General features: G+C 49.3%; 23 protein-coding genes and 1 other annotated feature. Of the genes, 9 read left to right on the forward strand and 14 right to left on the reverse strand.

The window, feature by feature from the left end; translation table 11 throughout:
* Positions 1-42: 42 nt before the first annotated feature.
* From cheA to flhD, 5 genes are all read right to left on the reverse strand, one after another.
* Positions 43-2,073 (reverse strand): chemotaxis protein CheA, encoded by a 2,031-nt coding sequence (cheA, locus tag EYY67_RS22075; protein ID WP_232769650.1) that lies wholly within the window; start codon positions 2,071-2,073, stop codon positions 43-45.
* 36 nt (positions 2,074-2,109) lie between these two features.
* Positions 2,110-3,213, reverse strand: a complete 1,104-nt coding sequence (gene motB, locus EYY67_RS22080; protein ID WP_131694396.1) for a flagellar motor protein MotB — start codon at positions 3,211-3,213, stop codon at positions 2,110-2,112.
* Positions 3,210-4,100, reverse strand: a complete 891-nt coding sequence (gene motA / locus EYY67_RS22085) for a flagellar motor stator protein MotA (protein WP_095922340.1) — start codon at positions 4,098-4,100, stop codon at positions 3,210-3,212. The genes motB and motA overlap by 4 nt, the downstream gene beginning before the upstream one ends.
* A 176-nt stretch (positions 4,101-4,276) precedes the next feature.
* Positions 4,277-4,885, reverse strand: a complete 609-nt coding sequence (flhC, locus tag EYY67_RS22090) for a flagellar transcriptional regulator FlhC (protein ID WP_095922341.1) — start codon at positions 4,883-4,885, stop codon at positions 4,277-4,279.
* A 2-nt stretch (positions 4,886-4,887) separates the two neighbouring features.
* Positions 4,888-5,232 carry a flagellar transcriptional regulator FlhD gene (flhD, locus tag EYY67_RS22095; RefSeq protein ID WP_095922342.1) on the reverse strand — a complete coding sequence of 115 codons (345 nt, stop codon included), beginning with the start codon at positions 5,230-5,232 and terminating at the stop codon, positions 4,888-4,890.
* 912 nt (positions 5,233-6,144) lie between these two features.
* Between flhD and EYY67_RS24555 the strand changes: the two genes are divergently transcribed.
* Positions 6,145-6,288, forward strand: a complete 144-nt coding sequence (locus tag EYY67_RS24555) for a hypothetical protein (protein WP_165497994.1) — start codon at positions 6,145-6,147, stop codon at positions 6,286-6,288.
* A 206-nt stretch (positions 6,289-6,494) separates the two neighbouring features.
* Here EYY67_RS24555 and EYY67_RS22100 read toward each other — a convergent pair whose 3' ends face one another.
* Positions 6,495-7,319: an SDR family oxidoreductase gene (locus EYY67_RS22100; RefSeq protein WP_095922343.1), complete on the reverse strand. Its 825-nt coding sequence runs from the start codon at positions 7,317-7,319 to the stop codon at positions 6,495-6,497.
* A gap of 329 nt (positions 7,320-7,648) precedes the next feature.
* Positions 7,649-7,770: a sequence feature (His leader region), on the forward strand.
* Between the two features lie 81 nt (positions 7,771-7,851).
* Here EYY67_RS22100 and hisG point away from each other — a divergent pair.
* From hisG to hisIE, 8 genes are read left to right on the forward strand one after another with little or no spacing between them, the layout of a single operon-like run.
* On the forward strand, positions 7,852-8,751 hold the full coding sequence (gene hisG, locus EYY67_RS22105; protein ID WP_095922344.1) for an ATP phosphoribosyltransferase: 900 nt from the start codon (positions 7,852-7,854) through the stop codon (positions 8,749-8,751).
* A 4-nt stretch (positions 8,752-8,755) separates the two neighbouring features.
* A complete protein-coding gene (gene hisD, locus EYY67_RS22110; RefSeq protein ID WP_119822388.1) occupies positions 8,756-10,069 on the forward strand; it encodes a histidinol dehydrogenase in 1,314 nt (437 codons plus the stop codon).
* Entirely contained in the window at positions 10,069-11,202 is a 1,134-nt protein-coding gene (gene hisC / locus EYY67_RS22115; protein ID WP_119822387.1) for a histidinol-phosphate transaminase, read from the forward strand. Before hisD ends, hisC begins: the two co-directional genes overlap by 1 nt.
* A 14-nt stretch (positions 11,203-11,216) precedes the next feature.
* On the forward strand, positions 11,217-12,281 hold the full coding sequence (hisB, locus tag EYY67_RS22120) for a bifunctional histidinol-phosphatase/imidazoleglycerol-phosphate dehydratase HisB (RefSeq protein ID WP_229921109.1): 1,065 nt from the start codon (positions 11,217-11,219) through the stop codon (positions 12,279-12,281).
* The gene (gene hisH / locus EYY67_RS22125; RefSeq protein ID WP_095922348.1) at positions 12,281-12,871 is read left to right on the forward strand and encodes an imidazole glycerol phosphate synthase subunit HisH; all 591 of its coding nucleotides are present in this window, start codon (positions 12,281-12,283) and stop codon (positions 12,869-12,871) included. Before hisB ends, hisH begins: the two co-directional genes overlap by 1 nt.
* Before the next feature lie 5 nt (positions 12,872-12,876).
* A complete protein-coding gene (gene hisA / locus EYY67_RS22130; RefSeq protein ID WP_095922349.1) occupies positions 12,877-13,614 on the forward strand; it encodes a 1-(5-phosphoribosyl)-5-[(5-phosphoribosylamino)methylideneamino]imidazole-4-carboxamide isomerase in 738 nt (245 codons plus the stop codon).
* Complete coding sequence (gene hisF, locus EYY67_RS22135) at positions 13,596-14,369, forward strand: imidazole glycerol phosphate synthase subunit HisF (protein WP_095922350.1); 774 nt, start codon at positions 13,596-13,598, stop codon at positions 14,367-14,369. Before hisA ends, hisF begins: the two co-directional genes overlap by 19 nt.
* 23 nt (positions 14,370-14,392) lie before the next feature.
* Positions 14,393-15,007 carry a bifunctional phosphoribosyl-AMP cyclohydrolase/phosphoribosyl-ATP diphosphatase HisIE gene (hisIE, locus tag EYY67_RS22140; protein ID WP_131694404.1) on the forward strand — a complete coding sequence of 205 codons (615 nt, stop codon included), beginning with the start codon at positions 14,393-14,395 and terminating at the stop codon, positions 15,005-15,007.
* Positions 15,008-15,109: 102 nt separating this feature from the next.
* Here the strand turns inward: hisIE and gndA are convergent, their stop codons facing one another.
* The 8 genes from gndA to murJ form a co-directional block, all read right to left on the reverse strand.
* Entirely contained in the window at positions 15,110-16,519 is a 1,410-nt protein-coding gene (gndA, locus tag EYY67_RS22145) for an NADP-dependent phosphogluconate dehydrogenase (RefSeq protein WP_095922354.1), read from the reverse strand.
* A 314-nt stretch (positions 16,520-16,833) separates the two neighbouring features.
* On the reverse strand, positions 16,834-17,727 hold the full coding sequence (galU, locus tag EYY67_RS22150; protein WP_119822383.1) for a UTP--glucose-1-phosphate uridylyltransferase GalU: 894 nt from the start codon (positions 17,725-17,727) through the stop codon (positions 16,834-16,836).
* A gap of 333 nt (positions 17,728-18,060) precedes the next feature.
* Entirely contained in the window at positions 18,061-19,494 is a 1,434-nt protein-coding gene (wbaP, locus tag EYY67_RS22155; RefSeq protein ID WP_131694397.1) for an undecaprenyl-phosphate galactose phosphotransferase WbaP, read from the reverse strand.
* A 75-nt stretch (positions 19,495-19,569) separates the two neighbouring features.
* Entirely contained in the window at positions 19,570-20,943 is a 1,374-nt protein-coding gene (gene cpsG / locus EYY67_RS22160) for a phosphomannomutase CpsG (protein ID WP_131694398.1), read from the reverse strand.
* Between the two features lie 62 nt (positions 20,944-21,005).
* Entirely contained in the window at positions 21,006-22,445 is a 1,440-nt protein-coding gene (locus EYY67_RS22165; protein ID WP_131694399.1) for a mannose-1-phosphate guanylyltransferase/mannose-6-phosphate isomerase, read from the reverse strand.
* A 17-nt stretch (positions 22,446-22,462) separates the two neighbouring features.
* Positions 22,463-23,584 carry a glycosyltransferase family 4 protein gene (locus EYY67_RS22170; protein ID WP_131694400.1) on the reverse strand — a complete coding sequence of 374 codons (1,122 nt, stop codon included), beginning with the start codon at positions 23,582-23,584 and terminating at the stop codon, positions 22,463-22,465.
* Between the two features lie 2 nt (positions 23,585-23,586).
* Positions 23,587-24,762, reverse strand: coding sequence for a glycosyltransferase (locus tag EYY67_RS22175; RefSeq protein WP_131694401.1), 1,176 nt, complete (start codon positions 24,760-24,762; stop codon positions 23,587-23,589).
* Between the two features lie 51 nt (positions 24,763-24,813).
* Positions 24,814-26,295: murein biosynthesis integral membrane protein MurJ (murJ, locus tag EYY67_RS22180; RefSeq protein ID WP_131694402.1), on the reverse strand; the 1,482-nt coding region annotated here is incomplete at its 5' end.

Below are 26,295 nucleotides of genomic sequence, written 5' to 3' on the forward strand. Positions count from 1 at the left end.
TTCACACCCGGCGACGTTTAAGGCCGCCGGAAGCTTTGCTTGTTATGCGGCAGTGGCACCGGTTGCTAATTTGTCGCGGTTCAGTGACTGCAAGGCAGACACGTCCACGATCAGCGCCACGCTGCCGTCGCCCAAAATGGTGGCGGCGGAAATGCCCGGTACTTTGCGATAGTTGCTTTCCAGGTTTTTCACCACAACCTGATGCTGACCAATCAGCTGGTCAACCAGCAAGGCGTAGCGACGTCCGGCGCTTTGCAAAATAACCACAATGCCCTGCGTGGCTTCGGTTTTCGCGTCTTCAACATCAAAGACGTTGTAAAGCTCAACCAGCGGCAGGTATTCGCCGCGCACCTGCAGAACCCGCTCACCACCGGCCAGCGGATGCAAATCTTCCGCCAGCGGTTGCAGGGATTCCATCACCGCATTGAGTGGCAGAATGAAGACTTCTTCGCCCACTTTCACGGACATGCCGTCGAGGATAGCCAGTGTCAGCGGCAGCAGGATGCGGATAGTGGTGCCTTTGCCCTGCTGGGAATGGATTTCAACGTGACCGCCCATTTCCTGAATGTTACGTTTCACCACGTCCATGCCCACACCGCGACCGGATACGTCGGTGACTTTTTCTGCCGTCGAGAAACCTGCGGCGAAAATCAGCATGCCGACTTCTTCGTCGCTCATGTTGTCGTTGACGTTCATACCCTGCGATGCGGCCTTCGCCAGAATACGTTCGCGGTTCAGACCGGCACCGTCATCGATCACTTCGATGCAGATGTTTCCGCCCTGATGTTCGGCTGACAGTGTCAGGTTACCGGTCGCTTCTTTGCCGTTAGCCACGCGCACTTCCGGCGTTTCCACACCGTGATCCAGACTGTTACGCACCAGGTGCGTTAACGGGTCGATGATGCGTTCGATCAGGCTCTTATCCAGTTCGGTGGAACTGCCGAGCAGGGTCAGTTCGATTTGCTTGTTCAGTTTGCTGGCCAGATCGCGAACCAGACGCGGGAAGCGGCTGAACACGAACTCCATCGGCATCATACGGATCGACATCACCGATTCCTGCAAATCACGGGCGTTGCGTTCAAGCTGACCCATGCTGTTGAGCAGGTCGCTGTGAACCACCGGATCCAGCAGGTCTGAACGCTGCGCCAGCATTGACTGGGTGATCACCAGTTCGCCGACCAGGTTGATCAGCTGATCGACTTTTTCGACGGCCACGCGGATGCTGGTTGATTCCGGTGCTTTCGGTGCGCGGGCTTTCGCCGGTTCACCGTTCGGTACCGCAGTGAGTACCGGTGCCGGACGGGCGACGACTGCCGGAGCCGGGGCCACTTCCGCCACCACCGGCGCACTGACAGCCACCACGTCAGCCGCAGCAGATCCCACAGGCTGAGTGAAACTGATTTGTTCCGGTTCCAGCACGAAACACAGGACGGCAATGATGTCGTCTTCGGTTACCGTGGTGATAAGCGTCGCTTCCACGCTGTCATCGGTCTGCACCGGGTCTTTGATCTCGCCGAGATTACCCAATTCTTCCAGCATCACAGGCACTTCCTGTGTTTTCAGGCCGGAAAGGCGCACACGTAAACCGCCCTTGCCTGCCGCCGGAGCAACGGGTGCAGGCGCAGCAGCCTGAGCCACCGGCGCTTCTTCAACCACGTGAAGATCGGGCGCAGGTTCACGCGCCTGTTGCGCTTCGAGGGCCAGTTGTCTCAGGGCCGCGCAGATATATTCAAAGCTTTCTGCGTCAGGATCCCGGGATGATTTATAGGCGTCGAGTTGCTCCTGCATAATGTCTTTTGTTTCCAGAAACAGGTTGATGATGTCGGTGCTCAGGCTCATTTCAGCACGACGAGCACCGTCGAGCAGGTTTTCCAGTAAGTGAGTCGTTTCCTGTAAAACCGTAAATCCAAACGTGGCTGCGCCGCCTTTGATTGAGTGCGCCGCGCGGAAAATCGCGTTGAGCTGCTCAATGTCGGGCGCCTGCGGATCAAGCAACAACAGATGTTGTTCCATGTCCGCCAGCAACTCGTCTGCTTCATCAAAAAATGTCTGATAAAAATCAGTAATATCCATGCTCACGTGATCACCTCTGCTGTGAATCGCGGCTTGTTAATGTGTCGCAGGTGCCGTGCCTGCCGCGACAGCCGGAGCTGCCGTCGCAGGTTGAGCGCCTGCCGATGGTGTCACTGGCGTCTGCGTCTCAATCCCGGGTATTGATGGTGCGTTTTCTGGTGCTGCCGGTGCCGGACTTGCCTGTGGCGCTAACGCCGGGGCGGCCGGAGCCGGACTCATTTGTGGTGCTAATGCCGGCACTGTACGTGTGCCTTGTACTTGTCTTTGCAGCTCGCCCGCGTCACTGATCGTGATCGCCTCGCCCTCACTGTTTTCCCGTTCAATCGCTTCTTCGGCGTGTTTGTTCAGGACTAAAATACTGATACGACGGTTAATGGCGTCGCCTGCCGGATGGTTTTTCAGTTGCATCGAGGATCCCATGCCCATCACGCGCAGGATTTTCCCTTCGCTCAGGCCGCCGATCATCATCTCGCGACGTGACGCGTTGGCGCGGTCTGTGGACAACTCCCAGTTGCTGTAGCCGCGTTCACCGGTGGCATACGGCATGTCGTCGGTATGACCTGCCAGACTGACTTTATTCGGGAAATCATCGAGAACCGGCGCAATCGCCCGGAGGATATCGCGCATGTACGGTTCAACAATCGCACTGCCAAGCTGGAACATCGGGCGGTTTTTGCTATCAATAATCTGAATACGCAAACCCTGCTCAGTCAGGTTAATCATCAGATGCGGGCGTAAATCTTTCAGCCGCGGATCGGATGCCAGCATGTCTTCCAGTTTCTGTTGTAATCTTTGCAAGTCACCGGCTTCGCGACGGCTTTCGCCTTGTGACTGATCCATTTTGTGCACTTCGCCGTCCTGCACCGTCGGGTCTTCGCCGCCGCCCGGGATCGGGCTGGTGGCATCGCTGCTGCGCGGCCCGCCGGTGATCGCCACCGCAAGGGGCGTACGGAAGTATTCGGCAATTTGCACCAGTTCTTTAGGGCTGGAGATGGAAATCAGCCACATCACCAGGAAGAAAGCCATCATCGCTGTCATAAAGTCAGCGTAAGCAATCTTCCACGACCCGCCGTGATGCCCTCCGCCGTGTTTACCTTTTTTCTTACGAACAACAACGATTGGATGGCTTTGATGCTTCATACTTTTTCTTCTTCAGTTTGTTTCTGACCCGGCGACTTGACCTGGCGAACATGCTCCTCCAGTTCAATAAAGGAAGGTCGCTCAGAGGTGTACAAGGTTTTACGGCCAAACTCGACGGCGATTTGTGGCGCATAACCGTTGATGCTCGACAGTAATGTCACCTTGATGCACTGCATCATTTTGGCGTTTTCAGCACTCTTCTGGCGCAGTACGCTGGCCAGCGGAGAGATAAAGCCGTAAGCCAGAAGGATACCGAGGAAGGTCCCGACCATTGCGTGAGCAATCAATGCCCCCAGTTCTGCTGCCGGGCGGTCTGCGGCGGCCAGGGTGTGTACGATCCCCATCACCGCGGCCACGATACCGAAGGCCGGAAGTGAGTCACCGACCAGCGCCAGGCTGTTGGCAGGCACTTCACTTTCGTGCTCGTAGGTTTCGATTTCCTCGTCCATCAGTGCTTCGATTTCGAACGCATTCATGTTGCCGCTGACCATCAGACGCAGATAGTCCGTCAGATATTCGACTAAATGTTTATCGGCAAGGATGCGCGGATAATTAGCGAAAATGTCGCTTTCAGCCGGATTGTCGATGTCATTTTCCAGCGACAGCATCCCCTGCTGGCGTGATTTGGCGAGTAAGCGGTACAGCAGCGCCATCAGATCCATGTACAACGCTTTGTTATATTTCGACGCGCGGAACAGCTGCGGCAACGCGCGCATAGTGGATTTGATCGCTTTGCCGTTGTTACCGACAAAGAAGGCACCGATACCGGCACCGCCGATGATGAGTAATTCTGCGGGTTGGTATAACGCGCCCAGTTCACCGCCGACGAGCATGAAACCGCCGAAGACTGAGCCCATTACCACGATGTAACCTATTATCACTAGCACGATGAATCCTTAATTCGATGTGGTTTTAGGGCGAGGTAAAACGCGCGCCATGTGTCTGACAGACCTTGCAGCAGGATCGTGCATAAAAGGTGCCAGAGAATGACTGAGATGTTCGGGGGAGAAATGATGAGCGGTGGTAGCCACCGCTCAGAACGACTTACTGCAACCCAACTATCTCAAACTGCGCGCTTGACCTGTTCGTCCAGCTCTTGAGATGTTATATCGGCAACCTGCGGGGAAAGTTTACGTTTTTTTACTGCTCGGGATGGGGGCTGGCAAAGACTGCAAACAAACCCATGACGGGGCTGGTGTGCATGGGTGATAAATGAACCGTCACAGCAGTTACAGGCGGAAAGTTGCAACATGCCGCTGTCGACAAACCGTACCAATGTCCAGGCACGAGTCAGCGCGAGGATCGGCGCTTCACCCGGTTGTTCAGGACATTGTTCCAGATATAAACGGTAGGCCTTAATCACCGCTTCCACGCCGTTACAATGGCCGCTCTTCAACAGGAAAGAGTACGCATTGTAAAACATCGAGGAATGAATGTTTTGTTCCCATGTCATGAACCAGTCAGTGGAAAAGGGCAACATTCCTTTCGGCGGAGGGCTTCCGCGCAATTCTTTGTACAGTTTGATCAGCCGGCCACGACTCAGTTGCGTTTCGCTTTCCAGCATCTGCAATCTGGCACCCAGCGTAATCAGTTCCATCGCCAGCTGAATGTCCCGTGCTTCCTGAACAATACTTTTTTCTGCCGGTTTGGTTGACGCATCTCTACCAGACATAGCTACGCCCTTTTCTTCATCACGCCGCTGTCTTTCGCAGCGAGGCCTTTCAGCAGGTGACTGGACAACAGGATGCCGGTATGGATTTGTTGTAAGTCATCCACACGCGATTCCTGCGTCAAGCGTTCAATTGTCTTGCTGTCATCAAAGCGGAACTGACACAAAAGCTGGTTCGTTTCAGCTAACTTCACCATCTGCGGCAGCGTGAGCTGGCCGAGGGTGTCTGCCATTACGTCATCAATCCCCAGACGAAACATCGCTGAGGCTTTCTCGTCGTTAATCAAACGCTGTGCCAACAGTAAATATGACAGGTTGATATCATATATGTGCTTAAGCAATTCGGACATTCTGTTCTACCCCATTACCGATGCCGCTTTTTTAAAGGCGGCTGATTGATAGACATATTCCATGCAGCAAGAGTTTTACCCGGCGTGACAGGAGTATTTTTTACTATCAAAACAATTGGATCATTGGCTGATTAATAAATCTCACGATGAAAAAAGATTTATCCCGCGGTATTTACTTCACCGCCAATACAAAGTTGTTCCTGATGTAAACTAAATTAATTGTGACAATTGCACTGCTAAGTAATCGAAAAACACTTCAGTTTTTATGTACTGGCAGGGTCCGTTGCTGTGATGACGTCTCATTCAGTGAAACGCTTTTACATACATTATTAGGAATAATCTTACTACGACGCAACTCTAACCCCGTTTCCTTTATACATACAATCTTACCGTTGCCGAATTTTGAATAAAGTGTGACACGCATCACACTTTATAAATTTATTTTGTCTCTAAAAGTGCAATTTATCGTAAAAATTTGCGCACTTTTAAGCCAAAAGTAAAAAACCGTCTAAAAAACTCCTCACAAACTGCGTTTTTTAGCCATTTTTAGATCATTTTGTACAAAGTCCATCTAAAGCCAAATGATTAGCACACGCAGCAATTAATGATAGTTCAGGCAGGGTTTTGTGCTGGAAATTTAGAATAGCATGATCATTGTGCTAATTATGCGCAACCCAGTCATGCTGCGGGCTGTCGGGGAGTAGTCTGAGATAATTTTGGTTAAAATAAGCGCAGATTGTTTTGAATCCGTGAGCAACCACGCGGTTTCAAAAGCAAAAAGACAATGATTGTAACAATTTGTGATCAAACACGGGACGTCATCCAGTCTGTCGACTAGATTGATAAGAAGAAATGATGGAACGGCGGACTGTTGCCGTACAAACCTATCGGCAACTCTTCAGGAAAACTTTAATGATTGTGCTTAAAAAAGTGGTTTATACCGCTCAATGGCAAATAAAAAGCGCAGGATTAGGAATTTTATTACTGATGCAGCATCCACCGCCACTTTCATCCCCAAAAAAGCGAATAAAACGCATCTTTAACTCTGCTTATTAAGCGTATAAGAGAATGACCGGAAGAAACGGAACGTCATTAAGCAGGCTAATTAATGGCATGAGAATAAATAAGGGGCATTTGGCCGCGCAAAACCTTGCTCTCAAAATGAAGCGGTTAGTTACTGAACATTAATCCGTCACATTTTGAACACCTGCCGGAATTTCCGGCAGGTCATAACATATTATTATTTAAACCGCGTTTAGCGACTAAAAAGGCATAGCTTGCGGATCAGGGTACTGGTATTCGAAGCCGAGTTCTTTGCAGATCCGCTCGCCATCCACGACTTTTCCTTTACCTGCTGAAGTCTGTTCAGCAAAGGTTGGGGGTTGCAGCCCCATCTGCCTGGCCAGCGCAGGATAAAAGTCGGCTTTGGCCGGGTGAGCAGGCGCGCAAAGGTTATAGGTGTGCCCGCCTTTGGGCAGGCTCAGCAATAAGGTTATTGCTGCCACCACGTCGTCCTGATGCACCAGGTTGACGCCATGCGCCCCATCCTTCACATCTGTCTTACCGGCCATAAAGCGACCCGGATGGCGATCGCCGCCAACCAGTCCCGCCAGCCGCAACACATCCACGGATGTGTTCGGCAAATCATGGAACCAGTTTTCCAGCTCTTTCAGCACTTTTCCGCTGGCCGTGACCGGTTCAAGAACCGCGTCTTCACGGACCACCCCTTCCGCCTCGCCATAAACAGAGGTCGAACTGGTGAAGATGATGCGTTTGACGTTATGCGCCAGCGCGCTGTCGGTTAACATCTGGACCGCCTGAAAGTAAAGTTCGCTGCCTTCGACCGTTCTCCGCGCCGGTAAGGTGATGATCAGCGCATCAACGTTGAGCAGACGATCGAGATCTTCCGCTTCGCATTCCATTTCAGGCGTGAATACCAGCGGAAAACATTCGATGCCCACCATTCGCGCCGCATCCACACCATCCAGGGTCGTTTTACTGCCCACGACGTCATATCCTCTCGACGCCAGCGCCATTGCCAGTGGCATTCCCAGCCAGCCCAGACCGATAATCGAAACCTTCTTCATACGTCACTCCGTTTGTTCAGTGGCATTTGGCATCACTGCGCCAGTTGCTGCTCTCTCTTCCTTTATACTAGCAAACGCGGCGTTTTCCCCGCCCCGTCTGCGTAAGGTTTTCTTTGCGTCTGTTAACAGATCATTCATGATTACGATGAAACTACCGCTGCGGATAAGAAAAACTCATCATCGGAAAAAAAGGTTGCGCTGCGGCCGCCCGATAGTTTAGTTTTATTGGCAATGAATTTGATGCGTGTGGCGAATGATTCAATACTGAATCTCGCGGCACCTGAATAAACGCACAGAGACACTGACATGACAAACGTTCTGATTAACCACCATCATCACCATCACCCTGACTAGTCTTTCAGGCGATTGGTGCTGGGAGACTGTTTAGATCTTCCAGTGGCGCAGAACGCAGAGATAGCCCCCGGAAGATTACTTCCGGGGGCTTTTTTTTGGCCTGACGGATTGAAGATAAGAAATTAGAAATTCACGATTTTACGATTTTACGATAAATAATTAAGAAACTGAGGTCATCATGCTGGATAAAACACGTTTACGGATAGCAATGCAGAAGTCTGGTCGCCTGAGCGATGAATCACGCGAACTGCTCGCCCGCTGCGGGATTAAAATCAACCTGCAGGAACAGCGCCTGATCGCCTTCGCAGAGAACATGCCGATCGACATTTTGCGCGTGCGTGATGACGATATCCCGGGGCTGGTCATGGATGGCGTGGTCGATCTGGGCATCATTGGTGAAAACGTGCTGGAAGAAGAGTTGCTGAGCCGCCGCGCTCAGGGCGAAGATCCGCGTTACTTCACCCTGCGTCGTCTGGATTTCGGCGGCTGTCGTCTGTCGCTGGCCACACCGCTGGACACCGATTACACCGGTCCGCAGAGCCTGCAAAATGCCCGTATCGCCACCTCCTACCCTCACCTGCTCAAGCAATACCTCGATAAGAAAGGCGTCGATTTTAAATCCTGCCTGCTGAACGGTTCGGTCGAAGTCGCGCCGCGCGCCGGTTTGTCAGACGCCATTTGTGACCTGGTGTCCACCGGTGCCACGCTGGAAGCCAATGGCCTGCGCGAAGTCGAAGTGATTTACCGCTCCAAAGCCTGTCTGATCCAGCGCGACGGTGAAATGCCGCAAGAGAAACAACTGCTGATCGACAAAATGATGACCCGTATTCAGGGCGTGATTCAGGCCCGCGAATCCAAATACATTATGTTGCACGCGCCAAGTGAGCGTCTGGACGAAATCATTGCCCTGCTGCCGGGCGCGGAACGTCCGACCATTCTGCCGCTGGCAGGCGATCAGCAACGCGTGGCGATGCACATGGTCAGCAGCGAAACCCTGTTCTGGGAAACAATGGAGAAACTGAAAGCGCTGGGCGCCAGCTCCATTCTGGTTCTGCCAATCGAAAAAATGATGGAGTAATGCCATGAAGCCTGACGCGTTCACGACCCCGATTGACTGGCAACAATGCGATGAACAACAACGTCGCGACCTGCTGACCCGCCCGGCGATGTCAGCCTCTGATCGTATTACCGAATCTGTCAGTGAAATTCTGCGCCGCGTGCGCAGTGAAGGTGACAGTGCGCTGCGCGAATTCTGCGCCCGCTTTGATAAGACTGACGTTCAGGATCTGCGTGTCACCGCACAGCAAATCGGGGCCGCGTCAGCGCGTTTAGGTGAAGAGGTGAAACAGGCGATGGCGCACGCAGTGCGTAACATCGACACGTTCCATCAGGCACAAAAACTGGCGGTGGTGGATATTGAAACCCAGCCGGGCGTCCGCTGTCAGCAGCTCACCCGCCCTATTCAGTCCGTCGGGTTGTATATTCCGGGCGGTTCGGCACCGCTGGTGTCAACCGTATTAATGCTGGCCACCCCGGCACGCATCGCCGGATGTCAGAAAGTGGTGCTGTGTTCACCGCCACCGATTGCCGATGAAATTCTGTATGCCGCGCAACTTTGCGGTGTGGAAGAGGTGTATCAGCTCGGCGGCGCGCAGGCGATTGCCGCTCTGGCCTTCGGCACTGAAACCGTACCGCGCGTGGCGAAAATCTTCGGACCGGGTAATGCGTACGTGACGGAAGCGAAACGTCAGGTCAGCCAGAGTCTTGATGGCGCGGCGATCGACATGCCTGCCGGTCCGTCGGAAGTGCTGGTGATCGCCGACAGCGGCGCGACGCCTGACTTTGTGGCATCTGATTTACTTTCGCAGGCAGAACACGGCCCGGATTCGCAGGTTATTTTACTGACGCCGGATCTGAAAATGGCTCAGGCGGTCGGCGAAGCCGTCGAGCGCCAGTTGCAGACATTATCCCGCAGTGAGATTGCCCGTCAGGCGCTGGCAAGCAGCCGACTGATTGTGGCGAAGGACATCGCGCAATGTATCGAAATCAGCAATGCGTATGGCCCGGAACACCTGATTCTGCAAACCCGCGAGCCGGAGCAGTTAGTAGACAGCATCACCAGCGCCGGTTCGGTCTTTCTCGGTGACTGGTCACCGGAATCGGCGGGGGATTACGCCTCCGGCACCAACCACGTTCTGCCGACATACGGTTATACCGCGACCTGTTCCAGTCTCGGGCTGGCTGATTTCCAGAAACGTATGACCGTTCAGCAGTTAACACCGGAAGGTTTGCTGGGTCTAGCCACCACCATTGAAACGCTGGCACAGGCAGAGCAACTGACCGCACACAAAAATGCCGTAACTTTGCGCGTGAATGCTTTAAAGGAGCAACGTTGATGAGCGATGCAAAAAACCTCAGCGTTCAGGCGCTGGCACGTAAGAATGTACAGGAACTGACACCTTATCAGTCCGCACGCCGTCTCGGCGGCAACGGTGATGTCTGGCTGAATGCCAACGAATATGCCCTGGCACCTCAGTTCGAACTGACACAACAGACCTTTAACCGCTATCCGGAATGTCAGCCTGCGCTGGTCATCAACCGTTACGCGGCCTACGCCGGTGTCGATCCGGAACAGGTTCTGGTCAGCCGTGGCGCAGATGAAGGCATTGAACTGCTGATCCGCGCGTTCTGCGAGCCGGGCAAAGACGCCATCCTTTATTGCCCGCCGACGTACGGCATGTACAGCGTCAGCGCCGAAACCATCGGCGTGGAAGGCCGCACCGTTGCGGCGAAAGCGGACTGGTCTCTGGATCTTCCGGCGATTGAAGCCGCACTGGATGGCGTGAAACTGGTTTACGTGTGCAGTCCGAATAACCCGACCGGCAATATCATCGATCCGGATGAAATACGTGCCGTGCTGGAGATGACCCGCGGTCGCGCCATTGTCGCCGTCGACGAGGCCTATATTGAATTCTGCCCGCAGGCGACGGTGTCCGGCTGGTTGCAGGAATATCCACATCTGGCCGTTCTGCGCACGCTGTCTAAAGCCTTCGCGCTGGCCGGTTTGCGTTGCGGGTTCACGCTGGCGAACAGCGAGCTGATTGGTTTATTAATGAAGGTGATCGCGCCTTATCCTTTATCCACTCCGGTCGCGGATATTGCCGCACAGGCACTCAGCCCGGAAGGACTGGCCGTGATGCGTCAGCGCGTGGCGGAAGTCACGAACAACCGCGAATGGCTGATTGCAGAGTTGGAAACATGCGCCTGTGTCGAAGAAGCCTTCGCCAGCGACACCAACTATGTGCTCGCCCGCTTCAGCGCATCCAGCGCCGTCTTTAAAAACCTCTGGGATCAGGGCATTATCCTGCGTGACCAGAACAAGCAACCGGGGCTTTCCGGCTGCCTGCGTATTACTATCGGTACACGGGAAGAGCTGCAACGTGTAATCACTGCGCTGCAACCGTTACCGGGCGCTATCGCCACGACCCTTAATGATAATCAAAATAGCCCCCGCAAGGAGCACATGTGAGCCAGAGTCCGTTATTGCAAAAAACACTGTTTATCGACCGCGACGGTACCCTGATTTCTGAGCCGCCGGAAGATTTCCAGGTCGATCGTCTGGACAAACTGGCCCTCGAGCCGGGCGTCATTCCGGCCCTGTTAGCCTTGCAGAATGCAGGCTTTAAACTGGTGATGATCACCAATCAGGACGGGCTGGGCACCGCCAGTTTCCCGCAGGACACTTTCGACCCGCCGCACAACCTGATGATGCAGATCCTGACGTCTCAGGGCATCGTTTTTGATGACGTGCTGATTTGTCCGCACCTGCCTGCCGATCACTGTGATTGCCGTAAACCTAAAACCAAACTGGTGGCGGGCTATCTGGAAAGCGGCGTGCTGGACACGGCAAACAGCTACGTGATTGGTGACCGGGATACCGATATCCAGCTTGCCGCCAATATGGGTATCGCCGGGCTGCGCTATCAGCGCGATACGCTGAACTGGGCCAGCATTGCGGAACAGCTGACCAAACGTGACCGTCACGCAAAAGTGAACCGCGTTACCCGCGAAACGGCAATTGATGTCGATGTCTGGCTGGATCGCGAAGGCGAAAGCAAAATCCGCACCGGTGTCGGCTTCTTTGACCACATGCTCGATCAGATCGCCACACACGGCGGTTTTCGCATGAACATCGAAGTGAAAGGCGATCTTTATATCGACGATCACCACACGGTAGAAGATACCGCGCTGGCGCTGGGCGAAGCCCTGAATAAGGCGCTGGGCGATAAACGCGGCATCGGCCGTTTCGGCTTCGTGCTGCCAATGGATGAATGTCTGGCCCGTTGCGCGCTGGATATCTCCGGGCGTCCGCACCTCGAGTACAAAGCGGAATTTAACTATCAGCGCGTCGGTGACCTGAGCACAGAAATGGTTGAGCACTTCTTCCGTTCCCTGTCTTACGCGATGGCCTGTACCCTGCACTTGCGAACCAAGGGCAAAAACGATCACCACCGTGTTGAAAGCCTGTTCAAAGCTTTCGGACGCACGCTGCGTCAGGCGATCCGCGTCGATGGCAACACCCTGCCGAGCTCGAAAGGAGTGCTGTGATGAATGTCGTTATCCTTGATACCGGCTGCGCCAACCTCTCTTCCGTTAAATATGCGGTTCAGCGTCTGGGCTATGAGCCGACGGTAAGTCGTGAGCCGGAGATTGTGTTGCAGGCGGATAAGTTATTTTTGCCGGGCGTGGGCACGGCTCAGGCCGCGATGGAACAACTTGAGCAACGCGAGCTGATTGATCTGATCAAAGCCTGCACCCAGCCGGTGCTGGGGATTTGTCTGGGTATGCAGTTGCTGGCGTCGTCGAGTGAAGAAAATGGCGGCATCGATACGCTGGGCATTATCGATACGCCGGTCCAGCGTATGCAGGATCTGGGTTTACCTCTGCCGCATATGGGCTGGAATCAGGTCATCGCCAACGCCGACAGCCATTTATTCCGCGGCATTGATGAAAATGCTTACTTCTATTTCGTCCACGGATTTGCCATGCCGGTATGCGAAAATACGGTCGCACAGACACTTTACGGCGAGCCCTTCAGCGCCGCCGTTCAAAAAGACAACTTCTTCGGCGTGCAGTTTCATCCCGAGCGTTCCGGTGCCGCTGGCGCACAGTTGCTGAAAAACTTTCTGGAGATGTAAACAGCATGATTATTCCCGCTTTGGATTTGATCGAAGGCAGCGTGGTGCGTTTGCATCAGGGCGATTACGGTCAGCAACGCGACTACGGCAATGATCCGCTGCCGCGTTTACAGGATTATCAGCAGCAAGGCGCGCAGGTTCTGCACCTTGTCGATTTAACCGGTGCAAAGGATCCGGCCGCCCGCCAGATCCCGTTACTGACCACGTTACTGGCCGGTGTTTCTGTGCCGGTTCAGGTAGGTGGCGGTATCCGCAGTGAGCAGGATGTAGAAGCCCTGCTGAATGCCGGTGCGACCCGCGTCGTCGTCGGTTCCACTGCCGTGAAAGACCCGGCGACCGTGCAGGGCTGGTTCAGCCGTTTTGGCGCAGACGCACTGGTGCTGGCGCTGGATGTGCGTATCGATGCTGAAGGCACGAAAAATGTCGCCATCAGCGGCTGGCAGGAAAACTCCAATGCCACGCTGGAACAGGTGGTCGAACAGTATCTGCCGTTCGGTCTCAAACATGTGCTGTGCACGGACATTTCCCGCGACGGTACGCTGGCCGGTTCCAACGTCGAACTGTATCGCGAAGTGACCGCCCGCTATCCGCAGGTAGCGTTTCAGGCTTCCGGCGGTATCGGCTCGCTGGAAGATATCGCGCAATTGCGTGACAGCGGCGTGGAAGGCGTGATTGTCGGGCGTGCATTGCTCGACGGTAAATTTAATGTGACGGAGGCAATTTCATGCTGGCAAAACGGATAATCCCCTGCCTCGACGTTAAAGACGGCCAGGTGGTCAAAGGCGTACAGTTCCGCAATCACGAGATCATCGGTGACATCGTGCCGTTGGCGCAACGTTATGCGCAGGAAGGCGCTGACGAACTGGTGTTCTATGACATTACCGCGTCAAGCGATGGCCGGGTTGTAGACAAAAGCTGGGTCTCGCGTGTGGCTGAAGTCATTGATATCCCCTTCTGTGTGGCGGGCGGGATTAAAAGCCTTGAAGACGCCAGCCAGATTTTGCAGTTTGGCGCAGACAAGATTTCCATTAACTCCCCTGCACTGGCGGATCCGACACTGATCACCCGTCTCGCCGACCGCTATGGTGTACAGTGTATCGTGGTGGGCATTGATACCTGGCATGATGCCGAAAGCGGCACTTATCAGGTTCATCAGTTTACCGGCGACGAGGCCCGCACTAAAATCACCACCTGGCAGACCATCGACTGGGTGAAAGAAGTGCAGGAACGTGGCGCCGGTGAAATAGTGCTGAACATGATGAATCAGGACGGCGTGCGTAACGGTTACGATCTTGAGCAACTGAAGATGATCCGCGAAGTCTGTCATGTTCCGCTGATCGCCTCGGGGGGCGCAGGCACCATGCCGCATTTCCTCGATGCATTCCGCGAAGCGCGGGTCGACGGCGCACTGGCCGCCTCCGTGTTCCACAAACAAATTATCAATATTGGCGAGCTGAAAAGCTATTTAGCCGAAAATGGCGTGGAGATCCGCTTGTGAGTAATCAGGAAGGAAAAACCGGTCTGCTGACCGGTGAACAAATCGACCAGCTCGACTGGGAAAAAGTGGACAACCTGATGCCGGCCATCATCCAGCACGCGGTATCCGGTGAAGTGCTGATGCTTGGTTACATGAACCAGGAAGCGCTGAGCGTCACCCAATCTTCCGGTAAAGTGACATTCTATTCACGCACCAAAGCGCGTCTGTGGACCAAAGGGGAAACGTCGGAAAACTACCTGAACGTCGTCAGCATCACGCCTGATTGTGATAACGATACCTTGCTGGTGCTGGTCAATCCGGTCGGACCGACCTGCCACAAAGGCAACAACAGCTGCTTCCACCCTGCCGAAACCGACTGGGCGTTCTTATATCAGCTGGAAGAACTGCTGGCCTCGCGTAAAACCGCCGACCCGGAAAGCTCGTATACCGCCAAACTGTATGCCAGTGGCACCAAACGCATCGCGCAAAAAGTCGGTGAAGAAGGCGTGGAAACCGCGCTGGCTGCTACCGTCAATGACCGTTTTGAACTGAAAAACGAAGCTTCAGATCTGGTCTATCACCTGCTGGTATTACTGCAGGATCAGGATCTGAACCTCAGTGCAGTGATCGATAATCTGCGTCAGCGTCATAAGAAATAACGTCAGATTACGGACGTAAAAAAGCCGCCTTTGCTGATGCATTGGCGGCTTTTTTGTATCGGACTTAAAAACCGGCACGCTAAGTGCGCGCCGGTCAGGGCATTAATCCAACCATTCTGTGTGGAATACGCCGTCTTTGTCAGTGCGTTTGTAAGTATGCGCACCGAAATAGTCACGCTGTGCCTGGATCAGGTTGGCTGGCAGAACCGCAGAACGATAGCTGTCATAGTAGTTGATCGCAGCAGAGAAGGTTGGTGTCGGGATACCGTTCTGAACGGCATAAGACACCACATCACGCAGCGCTTGCTGATATTCGTCAGCGATATTTTTGAAGTACGGGGCCAGCAGCAGGTTAGCGATAGACGCATTCTCAGCGTAGGCATCGGTAATTTTCTGCAGGAACTGAGCGCGGATGATACAACCAGCACGGAAGATCTTCGCGATTTCACCGTAGTTCAGGTCCCAGTTATTCTCGTCTGACGCTGCTTTAAGCTGTGAGAAGCCTTGTGCGTAAGAGACCAGTTTACCCAGATACAGTGCACGACGAACTTTCTCAATGAACTCAGCTTTGTCACCCGCGAAAGGTTTAACAGCCGGGCCAGACAATACTTTCGAAGCAGCGACGCGCTGATCTTTCAGAGATGACAGGTAACGGGCAAAAACAGACTCGGTGATCAGGGTCAGTGGCTCACCCAGATCCAGTGAGCTCTGGCTGGTCCATTTACCGGTGCCTTTGTTCGCCGCTTCATCCAGGATCACATCAACCAGATATTTACCTTCTTCATCTTTCTTGGTGAAGATATCTTTGGTGATGTCGATCAGGTAGCTGCTCAGCTCGCCTTTGTTCCAGTCAGCGAAGGTGGTAGCCAGCTCTTCGTTGCTCAGGTTCAGAGACTGTTTCAACAGGGAATAGGCTTCTGCGATCAGCTGCATGTCGCCGTATTCGATGCCGTTGTGAACCATCTTGACGTAGTGACCTGCGCCATCCGCCCCGATGTAAGCCACGCAAGCGTCGCCATCTTCTGCACGAGCTGCGATTTTCTCAAGGATCGGTGCAACCAGTGCATAAGCTTCTTTCTGACCGCCAGGCATGATGGATGGGCCTTTCAGTGCGCCCTCTTCACCACCAGAAACACCGGTACCGATGAAGTTGAAACCTTGTTCAGACAGTTCGCGGTTACGACGAATGGTGTCTTTATAATAGGTGTTGCCGCCATCGATCAGGATGTCGCCTTTATCCAGGTGCGGAGTCAGGGATGCGATGGTTTTATCAGTTGCTTCACCGGCTTTCACCATCAGCAAGATACGACGAGGTTTTTCCAGCGAGTCAACAAACTCTTCAACGGTGTAGTGCGGAACCAGATTTTTACCCGGATTTTCAGCGATGACTTCATCAGTCTTGTCGCCGGAACGGTTAAAAATGGATACGGAATAACCACGGCTTTCGATGTTAAGCGCGAGGTTACGGCCCATTACCGCCATACCGACTACGCCGATCTGTTGTTTGGACATTAGCAACTCCTGTCTGAATTAGTTGATCGCCCAGATTTTAGTCTAAACCCCTGTAAACAGTGAGTTTAACTGCACTGAGCCATACAAATGAACACAAGCATTGTACATGAGAATGGCAAAGGGTGAACCTATTGCAGCCATAACAATATTCTGATCCCGGGGGCAGTGGCTGGCTGCTTTCCATTCTCACTAACGGATTTCACTTTACCGGTAACATCGCAGAAATGCAGGTTAAAAAGAGCTTTGTTAAAACAAAAAACCGGGCCCCATGGGGTCCCGGTTTTATTCTTCAACTACATCTTGCCTGACATTATTTATGCTTTGCAGTCGTAGTTAGATTGCAGCCATTCAGAGAAAGCCTCACCCTGAGTTGGATGGCGCAGACCGTACTCTACAAAGGCTTTCATGTAACCCAGTTTATCGCCACAGTCATGTGAACGCCCGGTCATTGAGAAAGCTTCAACGGTTTGCTTTTTCATCAGCATAGCAATGGCATCTGTCAGCTGAATTTCGTTACCTGCACCGTAAGGTGTGATAGCCAGCAGAGGCCAGATAGCTTCAGACAGAACGTAACGGCCAACTACGGCGAGGTTGGAAGGCGCATCTTTCAGCTCAGGCTTCTCAACAATTGCTGTCATGGGTGCACTTTCGCCAGGTTCAACCTCAGCACCATTCACATCAACTACACCGTATTTAGACACATCTTTCTCAGGCACTTCTTCAACCATAACCTGGCTGTTGCCTGTTTCTTTGAAGCGGCGAAGCATGGCGGCAAGATTGTCTTTGCGCAGGTCACTGGATGCTTCATCCATCAGAACGTCAGGCAGGATGACAGCGAACGGCGAATTACCGATTAAAGGTTTCGCACACAGGACAGCATGACCCAGGCCTTTTGACTGCCCCTGACGAACGTTCATGATCGTCACGCCTTTAGGACAGATAGATTGCACTTCTTCCAGCAACTGGCGTTTAACGCGTGTTTCTAGCATGCTTTCCAGTTCGAAGGAGGTATCGAAGTGGTTTTCAATTGCGTTCTTGGAAGAGTGTGTAACAAGAATGATTTCTTTGATTCCCGCTGCAGCACATTCGTTAACGATGTACTGAATCAATGGCTTATCAACGATAGGCAACATTTCTTTTGGAATCGCTTTAGTGGCTGGCAGCATACGCGTACCAAGGCCGGCAACAGGGATAACAGCTTTCAACATTGTAAAAGATACTCCTTGAAACCAATAGATTTTAAAAATCAGTTAGTTATGAAATCAGAATCTTGTGCATCCTACTTGTGTTTGCAGAAACACACAAACCGGTTTTCGCTTAATCACATCATTTTATACATTATAGACGCAAGCCTCGAATCGACACTGCCGGCTTCATTGGCTGTCGGGTACTGAGGTTGAATCTTCTGTTACTGTAAAATAACAGGTTCAAGGGTTACTCAGCGACCTCTACATTGAACTTTAAGAAAATGATTAACCTACAGTACGCTTTAAAAGCAATTCTTGTGTTTTTTATCACCATAAGAGCGCTAAGTTATACGCTTAATAAGCCCCGTCGCGCTTAAGGACTACTTTTACCGTCTTGAAAAGAATAGCGATGTCATTCCAGATGGACCAGTTTTTAACGTACCACGCGTCAAAATAAACGCGCTCGCTGTAATCCACATCATTGCGTCCACTTACTTGCCACAACCCCGTCATACCCGGTTTTGCCATGAGATAATAATCGACTTCGCCCTCATAACGCTCCAGTTCTGATTCTATGATTGGTCTTGGTCCAACAAGGCTCATTTCACCCTTAAGAACGTTCCAAAGTTGTGGTAATTCATCAAGACTGGTTTTGCGGATGAAGTGTCCAATCTTTGTGATACGGGGATCATTTTTAAGTTTAAAATCCTTGTTCCACTCAGCACGGGCTTCCGGATCATTTGCCAGCAAGTTTTCAAGGATCTCTTTAGAATTCAGAACCATAGAACGGAATTTAAGACATCCGAATTTCTTACCATTTCGCCCAACCCGTTGATGCGAATAAATAGGTTTGCCACCATCACGGGAGACAAGATATATCAACGTCAACAAAACCGGGGAAAGCAGCAACATAATGCTAAGTGAGCCGACAATATCAAAGAGGCGTTTCATTACTCGGGACGAGCGTTTTACTAGATTGTAATTAACACGCAGTATCATCACATCGTGACTGAATATAAACGACATATCCGTGCTGTATAAAGGAACCCCTCTTAGGGTCGGAATGACAGAAACGGAGCGACAATGATGTTTCGCAAGGTTTTTTAGCCAATAATCACGTACAGCATGCTGATCAAATTCTACAGCCACGATAAATTGCGTTTCATCCTTATCAATAAGGGACCACAATTCCGCTTCATCTTTCAAAATCGGTATATTGATGAGATGCGTTTCGGAGTTGTCGTTAACAGCATAAAACGCGACGACATCAAATCCCAATACCTCTTCACTTTGCAAAGCTGTGAACGCATCGCATGCATTGGGTCCGTTACCAATAATAATTGTTTGCTTCTGCCACAATCCCATTCTGTTGAGTATTTTTTTTACTACATGACGAGCAACCGGCACAAGGATCATGGCCAGAAGCCAGGTTACAGCCCAGACATAACGCGACATACCCCATTTGGAAAAGCCTACTACGGCAAGGTTAATCACTGCAAATATCAGCAAAGTCCGCATTGTCTCCTTTAACTCAAACCAGAATGGTTTACGGTAAGAGTAATGTCTCAGACGCCCCCAAAACCAGCCGATGCAGATAAGCGAGAGGAGAAAATGCGACAGATAAAAGCCAGACATTTCCTTTTGCGGAATGAAGCGATATATATTTCCCGTAACTGCCTCAATTAACATCACTGAGAAATAGAGGGACAGATTGAAAAAAACGAAGTCCGAGAGTGCCAGTGAGATCTGCACATAAGAACTTCGCAGGCGGGCATTTATATTAGACATGACATGACTCATTCAGAAATATACTGCGTCAATTATTGGCGCAACATGATGGATTCGCTATAGGCGAAATCCTTATTAGTTTTTCAGTATGGCAAGGATTTCCGCAGTTTTCTCTTTCATCAAATCAACATTTCCGCGGGATTCAACATTCAGTCTGACAACAGGCTCTGTGTTTGAACTTCTGAGATTAAAACGCCAGTCCGCAAAGGATAAACTTAACCCGTCTGTCTTATCCAGATTCAAGGCACCAGAACAGAAATGATCATGTACCTTTTTAATGGATTTGGCTGGTTCGTCAAGAGTAATATTAATTTCACCAGAAGCAGGAAACGCATTTAAACGGTCATTAACCAGTTGACCAAGAGATTGCTTTTTCACAGATACGAGTTCAGCGACAAGAAGCCATGGGATCATTCCGCTATCGCAATATGAGAAATCACGAAAATAATGATGTGCACTCATTTCTCCGCCGTAAATGGCATCCTCTGATCGCATTCTTTCTTTGATAAAAGCATGTCCGGTTTTGCAGAGAATAGGCTGTCCACCCGCGCGATTAACAATATCCTGTGTGTTCCAGGTTAAGCGGGGATCATGAATAATCCGCGCTCCCTTGTCTTTTTCAAGAAAGGCTGCAGCCAGAAGCCCGACGATATAATATCCCTCTATGAAATTTCCATTTTCATCAAAAAAGAAACATCTATCGAAATCACCATCGAACGCAATGCCAAAGTCTGCATTGTACTTTTTCACGGCATCGGCTGTGTCAGAACGGCATTCAGGGAGTAATGGATTGGGGATCCCATGCGGGAAACTCCCATCAGGCTCGTTGTGAATTTTAATGAATTCTATTGGCGCATTAACGGACTTGAAACGAGATTCTATAGCATCAACAACTGGACCCGCTGCGCCATTACCCGAATTAATCACTAATTTCAAAGGAGTCAGATTTTTGAAATCAATATAACTCAGAATATGATCAAGGTACTCTTTGAGTAATGAGCGCTTTTCATAACTACCACGACGTTTATTAACCGATGACGTGAAGTTATTTTTTTCAGCAATCCGTCGAATATCATTAAGGCCAGTATCACCACTCAGCGGTTTAGCATCCCGCGAAACAAGTTTCATCCCATTGTAATCCATAGGATTATGGCTAGCTGTCACCTCAATACCCCCATCGATACCCAGATAGGCTGTCGCGAAATAGATTTCTTCTGTCCCGCTTAATCCGATATCAATAATATTGACACCTTCGTCGCGCAAGCCATCAGACAGTGCTGCTTTGAGCTCCTCACTTGTCAAACGCACATCCGCGCCTACCACCACGGTTTCAGGATGTAAATGCTCACCGAAAGCACGACCTATTCTGTAAGCTATCTCAGTGTTTAGATCGATACCTAATTTCCCACGAATATCATAAGCTTTAAAACAGGTTAGCTGAGCAGGCATAGTATTATTCCCTTAATATAAGGCAAAACGTAAAGTAATCTTTGTTAATAATGATATTAATATCAGATGCGGCCATAACGGTCTTCTAGTCGGACAACATCATCTTCTTCAAGATAACTGCCAGATCTGATTTCTATCAGATCAAGAGGTATTTTCCCTGGATTATCCAGACTATGTACTTCCCCAACCGGAATATATATCGATTCATTCTCAGTAAGCAGAATGACTTCATTGCCCTTTTTAACTCGCGCCGTACCTGCAACTACAACCCAATGTTCAGCCCGATGATGGTGCATCTGTAAGGACAATCCCTCACCGGGTTTCACTGTGATACGCTTCACCTGATAGCGTTCGCCCTGATCGATCGAATCATATTTACCCCATGGTCTGTAAACTTCACGATGGATGTAATGCTCTTGTCGTCCTGAGGCTTTAATTTCATCAACAATGGCTTTAACTTGCTGCACACTGTTACGCTCTGCAACCAAAATTGCATCTCTGGTTTGTACAATGACTAAATCTTTGATACCGACAGTAGTCACCAGCGCAGACTCTGCAAATACATAATTGTCGGTGCTGTTGTGCGCAATCACATCACCATGATGGACATTGCCCTCTTGATTTTTTTCACTAATTTCCCAGAGAGATGACCAGGACCCCACATCGCTCCAGCCAGCATCCATGGGTACGACGACAGCGCGTTGAGTTTTTTCCATGACGGCATAATCAATCGAGTCTTCAGGACATTGAGAAAATAATGCCTGATTGACACGAATGAAATCCAAATCAGGATTAATATTACCTACCGCATCCTGACAAGCACTGAGTATGTCCGGACGATATTTCTGTAATTCTTCTAAATAGCGGCTTGCTTTAAACAAAAACATGCCGCTATTCCAGTAATATTCTCCGCTGGCAACATATTCATTAGCCGTAGCAAGATCGGGTTTTTCAACAAACTGGTCTACTTTAAAGGCATGTGAAGCGCCTCTCTCTACCCCTACAGAGCTCTCACCTCGGCGGATATAACCGTAGCCCGTTTCGGGACCCGTTGGCACTATCCCGAACGTTACCATATCGCCAGCTTCGGCATAGGGAACAGCTTTCAAAATGGAAGAGTGAAACGCAGGGACATCTTTAATTACATGATCTGCAGCCAGTACCAGGAGTAGGGATTCGTTATCTGAATCCTTTACCTGACATGATGAAACAAGTGCCGCTAATGCTATTGCCGGAGCAGTATTACGGCCGACTGGTTCAAGGATAATATTATTGGCTAACTGGCCAATTTCACGGAGTTGTTCTGCAACCAGAAAGCGGTGCAATTCGTTACAGACGACAATTGGTTTCTCACAATCCAATCCGCTTAAGCGGGTTATCGTTGCCTGCATCATGGTTTCTTTATCATGGACATTGAGAAACTGTTTTGGATGCAGTGAGCGAGAAAGTGGCCACAATCGGGTGCCGTTACCACCAGCCATCACCACCGGAATAATGCTCATAATAATTGTCCTATAAATTATACGTCGTATTCTGCTTTTTTCTTATCCATTGCAGAATCAACAATTGCCATAATCTTATCTCTGAATACCTGTTCTGAAAATGACTCTGCATGTTCACGACATATTTGAGGATCGAATGTTGGCAGGTTCTCAAAACGATTGACGGCTTCAATAAGTGATGAGGTGGTTTGTTGTTCGAAGAAAACACCAGTTATCCCATCTTTAACCGTTTCCAGTGCTCCACCTTTACCAAAAGCAATCACCGGAGTACCACATGCCTGAGCTTCTACAGGTGTTATCCCAAAATCTTCTTCGGCAGCGAAAACAAAGGCTCTCGCACCTTGCATTAATTCCTTTAGTTTCTCAAATGATTGGTAGCCTAAAATTTTGACATTAGATTTTGCCAGTGACTTCACTTTATCAAAATCTGGACCAGTACCAATAACAATCAACTCTTTATCTGGCATTTTGGAGAAAGCTTCAACAATGAGATCCATTTTCTTATAAGGAACCATACGTGATGCGGTCAGGTAATATTCTTTCTTATCCGTAGAAAGCGTGAAGTCTTGAACAGCAACAGGAGGATAAACAACCTGAGTACTACGACCATATACTTTTTTAATTCTGCGTCCGATAAAGGATGAGTTTGAAAGGAAATGGTCAACACCATTAGCAGTACGACAATCCCAAATACGCATTTTATGTAACAGCCATTTGGCGACAAAGCCTTTCAAACCCCGATTTAGCCCGGATTCCCGAAGATATTGGTGCTGTAAATCCCAAGCATAACGGATAGGGGAATGGACGTAGGAAATATGAACCTGATCAGGTCCTGTCAGGACACCTTTTGCCACCGCATGCGAGCTGGAGATGATTAAATCGTATTGAGACACATCAAGTTGTTCAATAGCAAGAGGCATTAAAGGCAAATAGTTTCTGTACTTCTTTTTAGCAAATGGCAACTTTTGTATGAACGAAGTGGTGACTGGTTTATTGGCTAAGAAACTCCGATCTTTATCTTCAATAAAGTCACAAACCGCAAACAAATCTGCATCAGGAAAACATTTAATTAATTGCTCTAATACTTTCTCAGAACCCGCATAGACAGTCAGCCACTCATTAACGATAGCTATTTTCATTATCATTCCTTTATTTCGTTAATTAAGTTAAACATTTTTTCCGTACGCGTTTGATAAGTGTATTCTTTCGCAACATTTAGACGTTGCTCAAGGGTGGCGACATTACCCGCAAGCACTTCTTCTATTGCTGTAATAAATGCCTCAGGTGTCTCGCCAATTTTCACAACATGATGGAAATCACGAATAGCTTTTAAATCAACACTGACTACCGGTTTACCAGCAGAGAGATACTCAAAAAACTTCATAGGGAACATTGAATCAGTATATTCGTTTATTTGGTTTGGTAAGAGAGCAACATCAAACCCTTTAAGATACCCAGGTAGCTCCTGATACTTCTTAGGACCCATGAAGTAAATATTCTCAATATTCTTCAATTCATCGATATTTGTCCAGGGATCTCCCTCCCCCACCTCGCCAATTAACGCAATAGTCCATTCCGGATGAGATAATGCTACCCGTTTAATTAATGTCAAATCCAGTTTATAACCACTTATAGCACCAATGAACCCAAGCACAGGGCCTGACAATTTTTTCAGGTCTTTAGGGACAGTCAAATCAGGTAACATAGCCTTTGAGAAGTGATTATAATCAGATACATTTGAAAAATAGTATACATTATCATTCCAGGCCTTACGGGTCTCGGTCAGGCGCGGTGACGTAGCGAAAACATAGTCAACTGATTGTACAAGTGTCTTTTCGGCGCGTTCGATGATATCGATTGGCATGCCTGGTTGTGCTTTAATTTCATCGACGCAGTGATAGATTGATAAAGGATAGGATTTAACGTCAAGGAGTTCAGTAGTAAGTGGATTATAGGTCCAAAGGAGTTCATCTTTAATCCCTAACGTTTTACACCATAATTTTAAGACACAACTAAGCATAACCCGATTAAACAACCTCACCAGAGAATAGTTATTCCATGGCAATGTGATGGGTGACCAGACCCAAATATTTTCCTGAACTTTACGAGGTGGTTTAATGGCTTTAAGCAAACGTCTTATTATACGTTTGATATCTCTTTTACTTACACTCGGCTTTCTCAGCCCCAAGGAATCAATATAGAGCACTTTATGACCACGGCGCGCAAGTTCAACAGCCACATGTTGTTTATTAGTCCAGAAAGGGTTATCCCAGTCAGCGGTTGATAACAAGACTATATCGTTATTACTGCTAATCATTGTAAGTTCAATCCTTAGCTTAAAAATCCAAATGAAATTATTTGGCAAATATCATTTCAGTTTTACAAAGACTTTTTCTTTTATAAAACTGCGAACGTCTTTCAGGACGAGAAGATATAAAGACCAGAATAACACCATAAAAACACCGCTCAGCAGCAAATGCACAAACACATTCCCCACAAAAAATTTAAAATAGATTGTTGTAATGAAATAACAGGCTGACCCCACGATCATATAAATTGCAAAATTAATGATTGAAGCCAGCATGTTAAGAGCCCAAAGGGTGCATACCAACATAATTATGCCGTAAACAGAAATGCCCAACCCAAGAGTTAATGCTCCAAGATAATGATAAAGTAAAACATTGACTGCTGCATTGCCGGCAAGTGAGAGCAGCATAATTCCCAGCACTGATTTATTTTTGAATTGAGCATTTAGCGCTTTGATAAATACATAACCAATAACTTGCCCCCAAAGACCAAAAGACATGCCTATTAGAATATTGCTGGTCTCAATAACGGAATCAGCCTTAAAATCCCCCCTGGAGAAGAGCAACTGGACAATAGATGTCGCATAGATGCCCAAATACATTGATGCCGGTATTGAAAGAAAAGCCAGTACCTTAAAAATTTTTATCAATGCGGGTTTCATCTCATCTGATGTTTTACCGCTCCAACTGGTAAGGCCAGCAAATGCTACAGGGACAGACAATAAAAATATTATTGTTTCTGTAATAAACTTTGCATAATCAATTGCGGAGACTGCCGATAAGCTTATTAAAGAAGCAATGGAACGCTCAAGAACAATATTCCCCTGTAGGATAATTGGCAGCAGAATAAGAGGCCTAAGTGTTTTCCAAAATTCATTTATTATCGACTTGGTTAATGCCCATTGGAATTTACTCGGGAAAGCCATTAATCCACGAATAAAAGCTCGCTGATAAGCCCATAAGCTAAAAATAATGTACCCACCGGTAAAACCCCACGCAAGATAGATTGGATTCGACAGGTAAAAAGAGAACAGTGCGCCAATCAGCATTCCTAAATTTTGTGCAGAGGCACGTATCGACATTGGCGCGTAATCATCATTCGCCATGCTAATATAATTAAGTAATGCAGAAAGTAGATAAAAAGGTATACACAGCGCCATCACAATAAGCATTTGAACAGTCAATGCCCTGGCCCCGGGGTTCAGTCCCGGAGCCAATATACCTGCCCAGTTATCGGCATATGTTAAAGAGAAACACACAAGCAAAATTGAAAACAAACTAAATAGACCCATTAAGCCCCAGACTAAAGATTGAGCTCGATCATGTGAGTCTAGTTTATATTTCTTATAAAGTGGAACAAAAGCCGAACTTAAACTATCACCAGTAAGGAAATTAATAGGAACCAGAGTTCCCGTTTGTGCAACGCGATAGGCTGCATTAACATTTCCTGTGCCGAACAATGCTGCTACCAACATCTCACGGACGAGTCCAAGAATTTTGGACAAGAAATTGCCACTTATAATTGTTAAAATCGCTTTACGCAC

Origin of the sequence: Rahnella victoriana, from assembly GCF_004330295.1 — a bacterium.
Taxonomy (GTDB): domain Bacteria; phylum Pseudomonadota; class Gammaproteobacteria; order Enterobacterales; family Enterobacteriaceae; genus Rahnella; species Rahnella victoriana.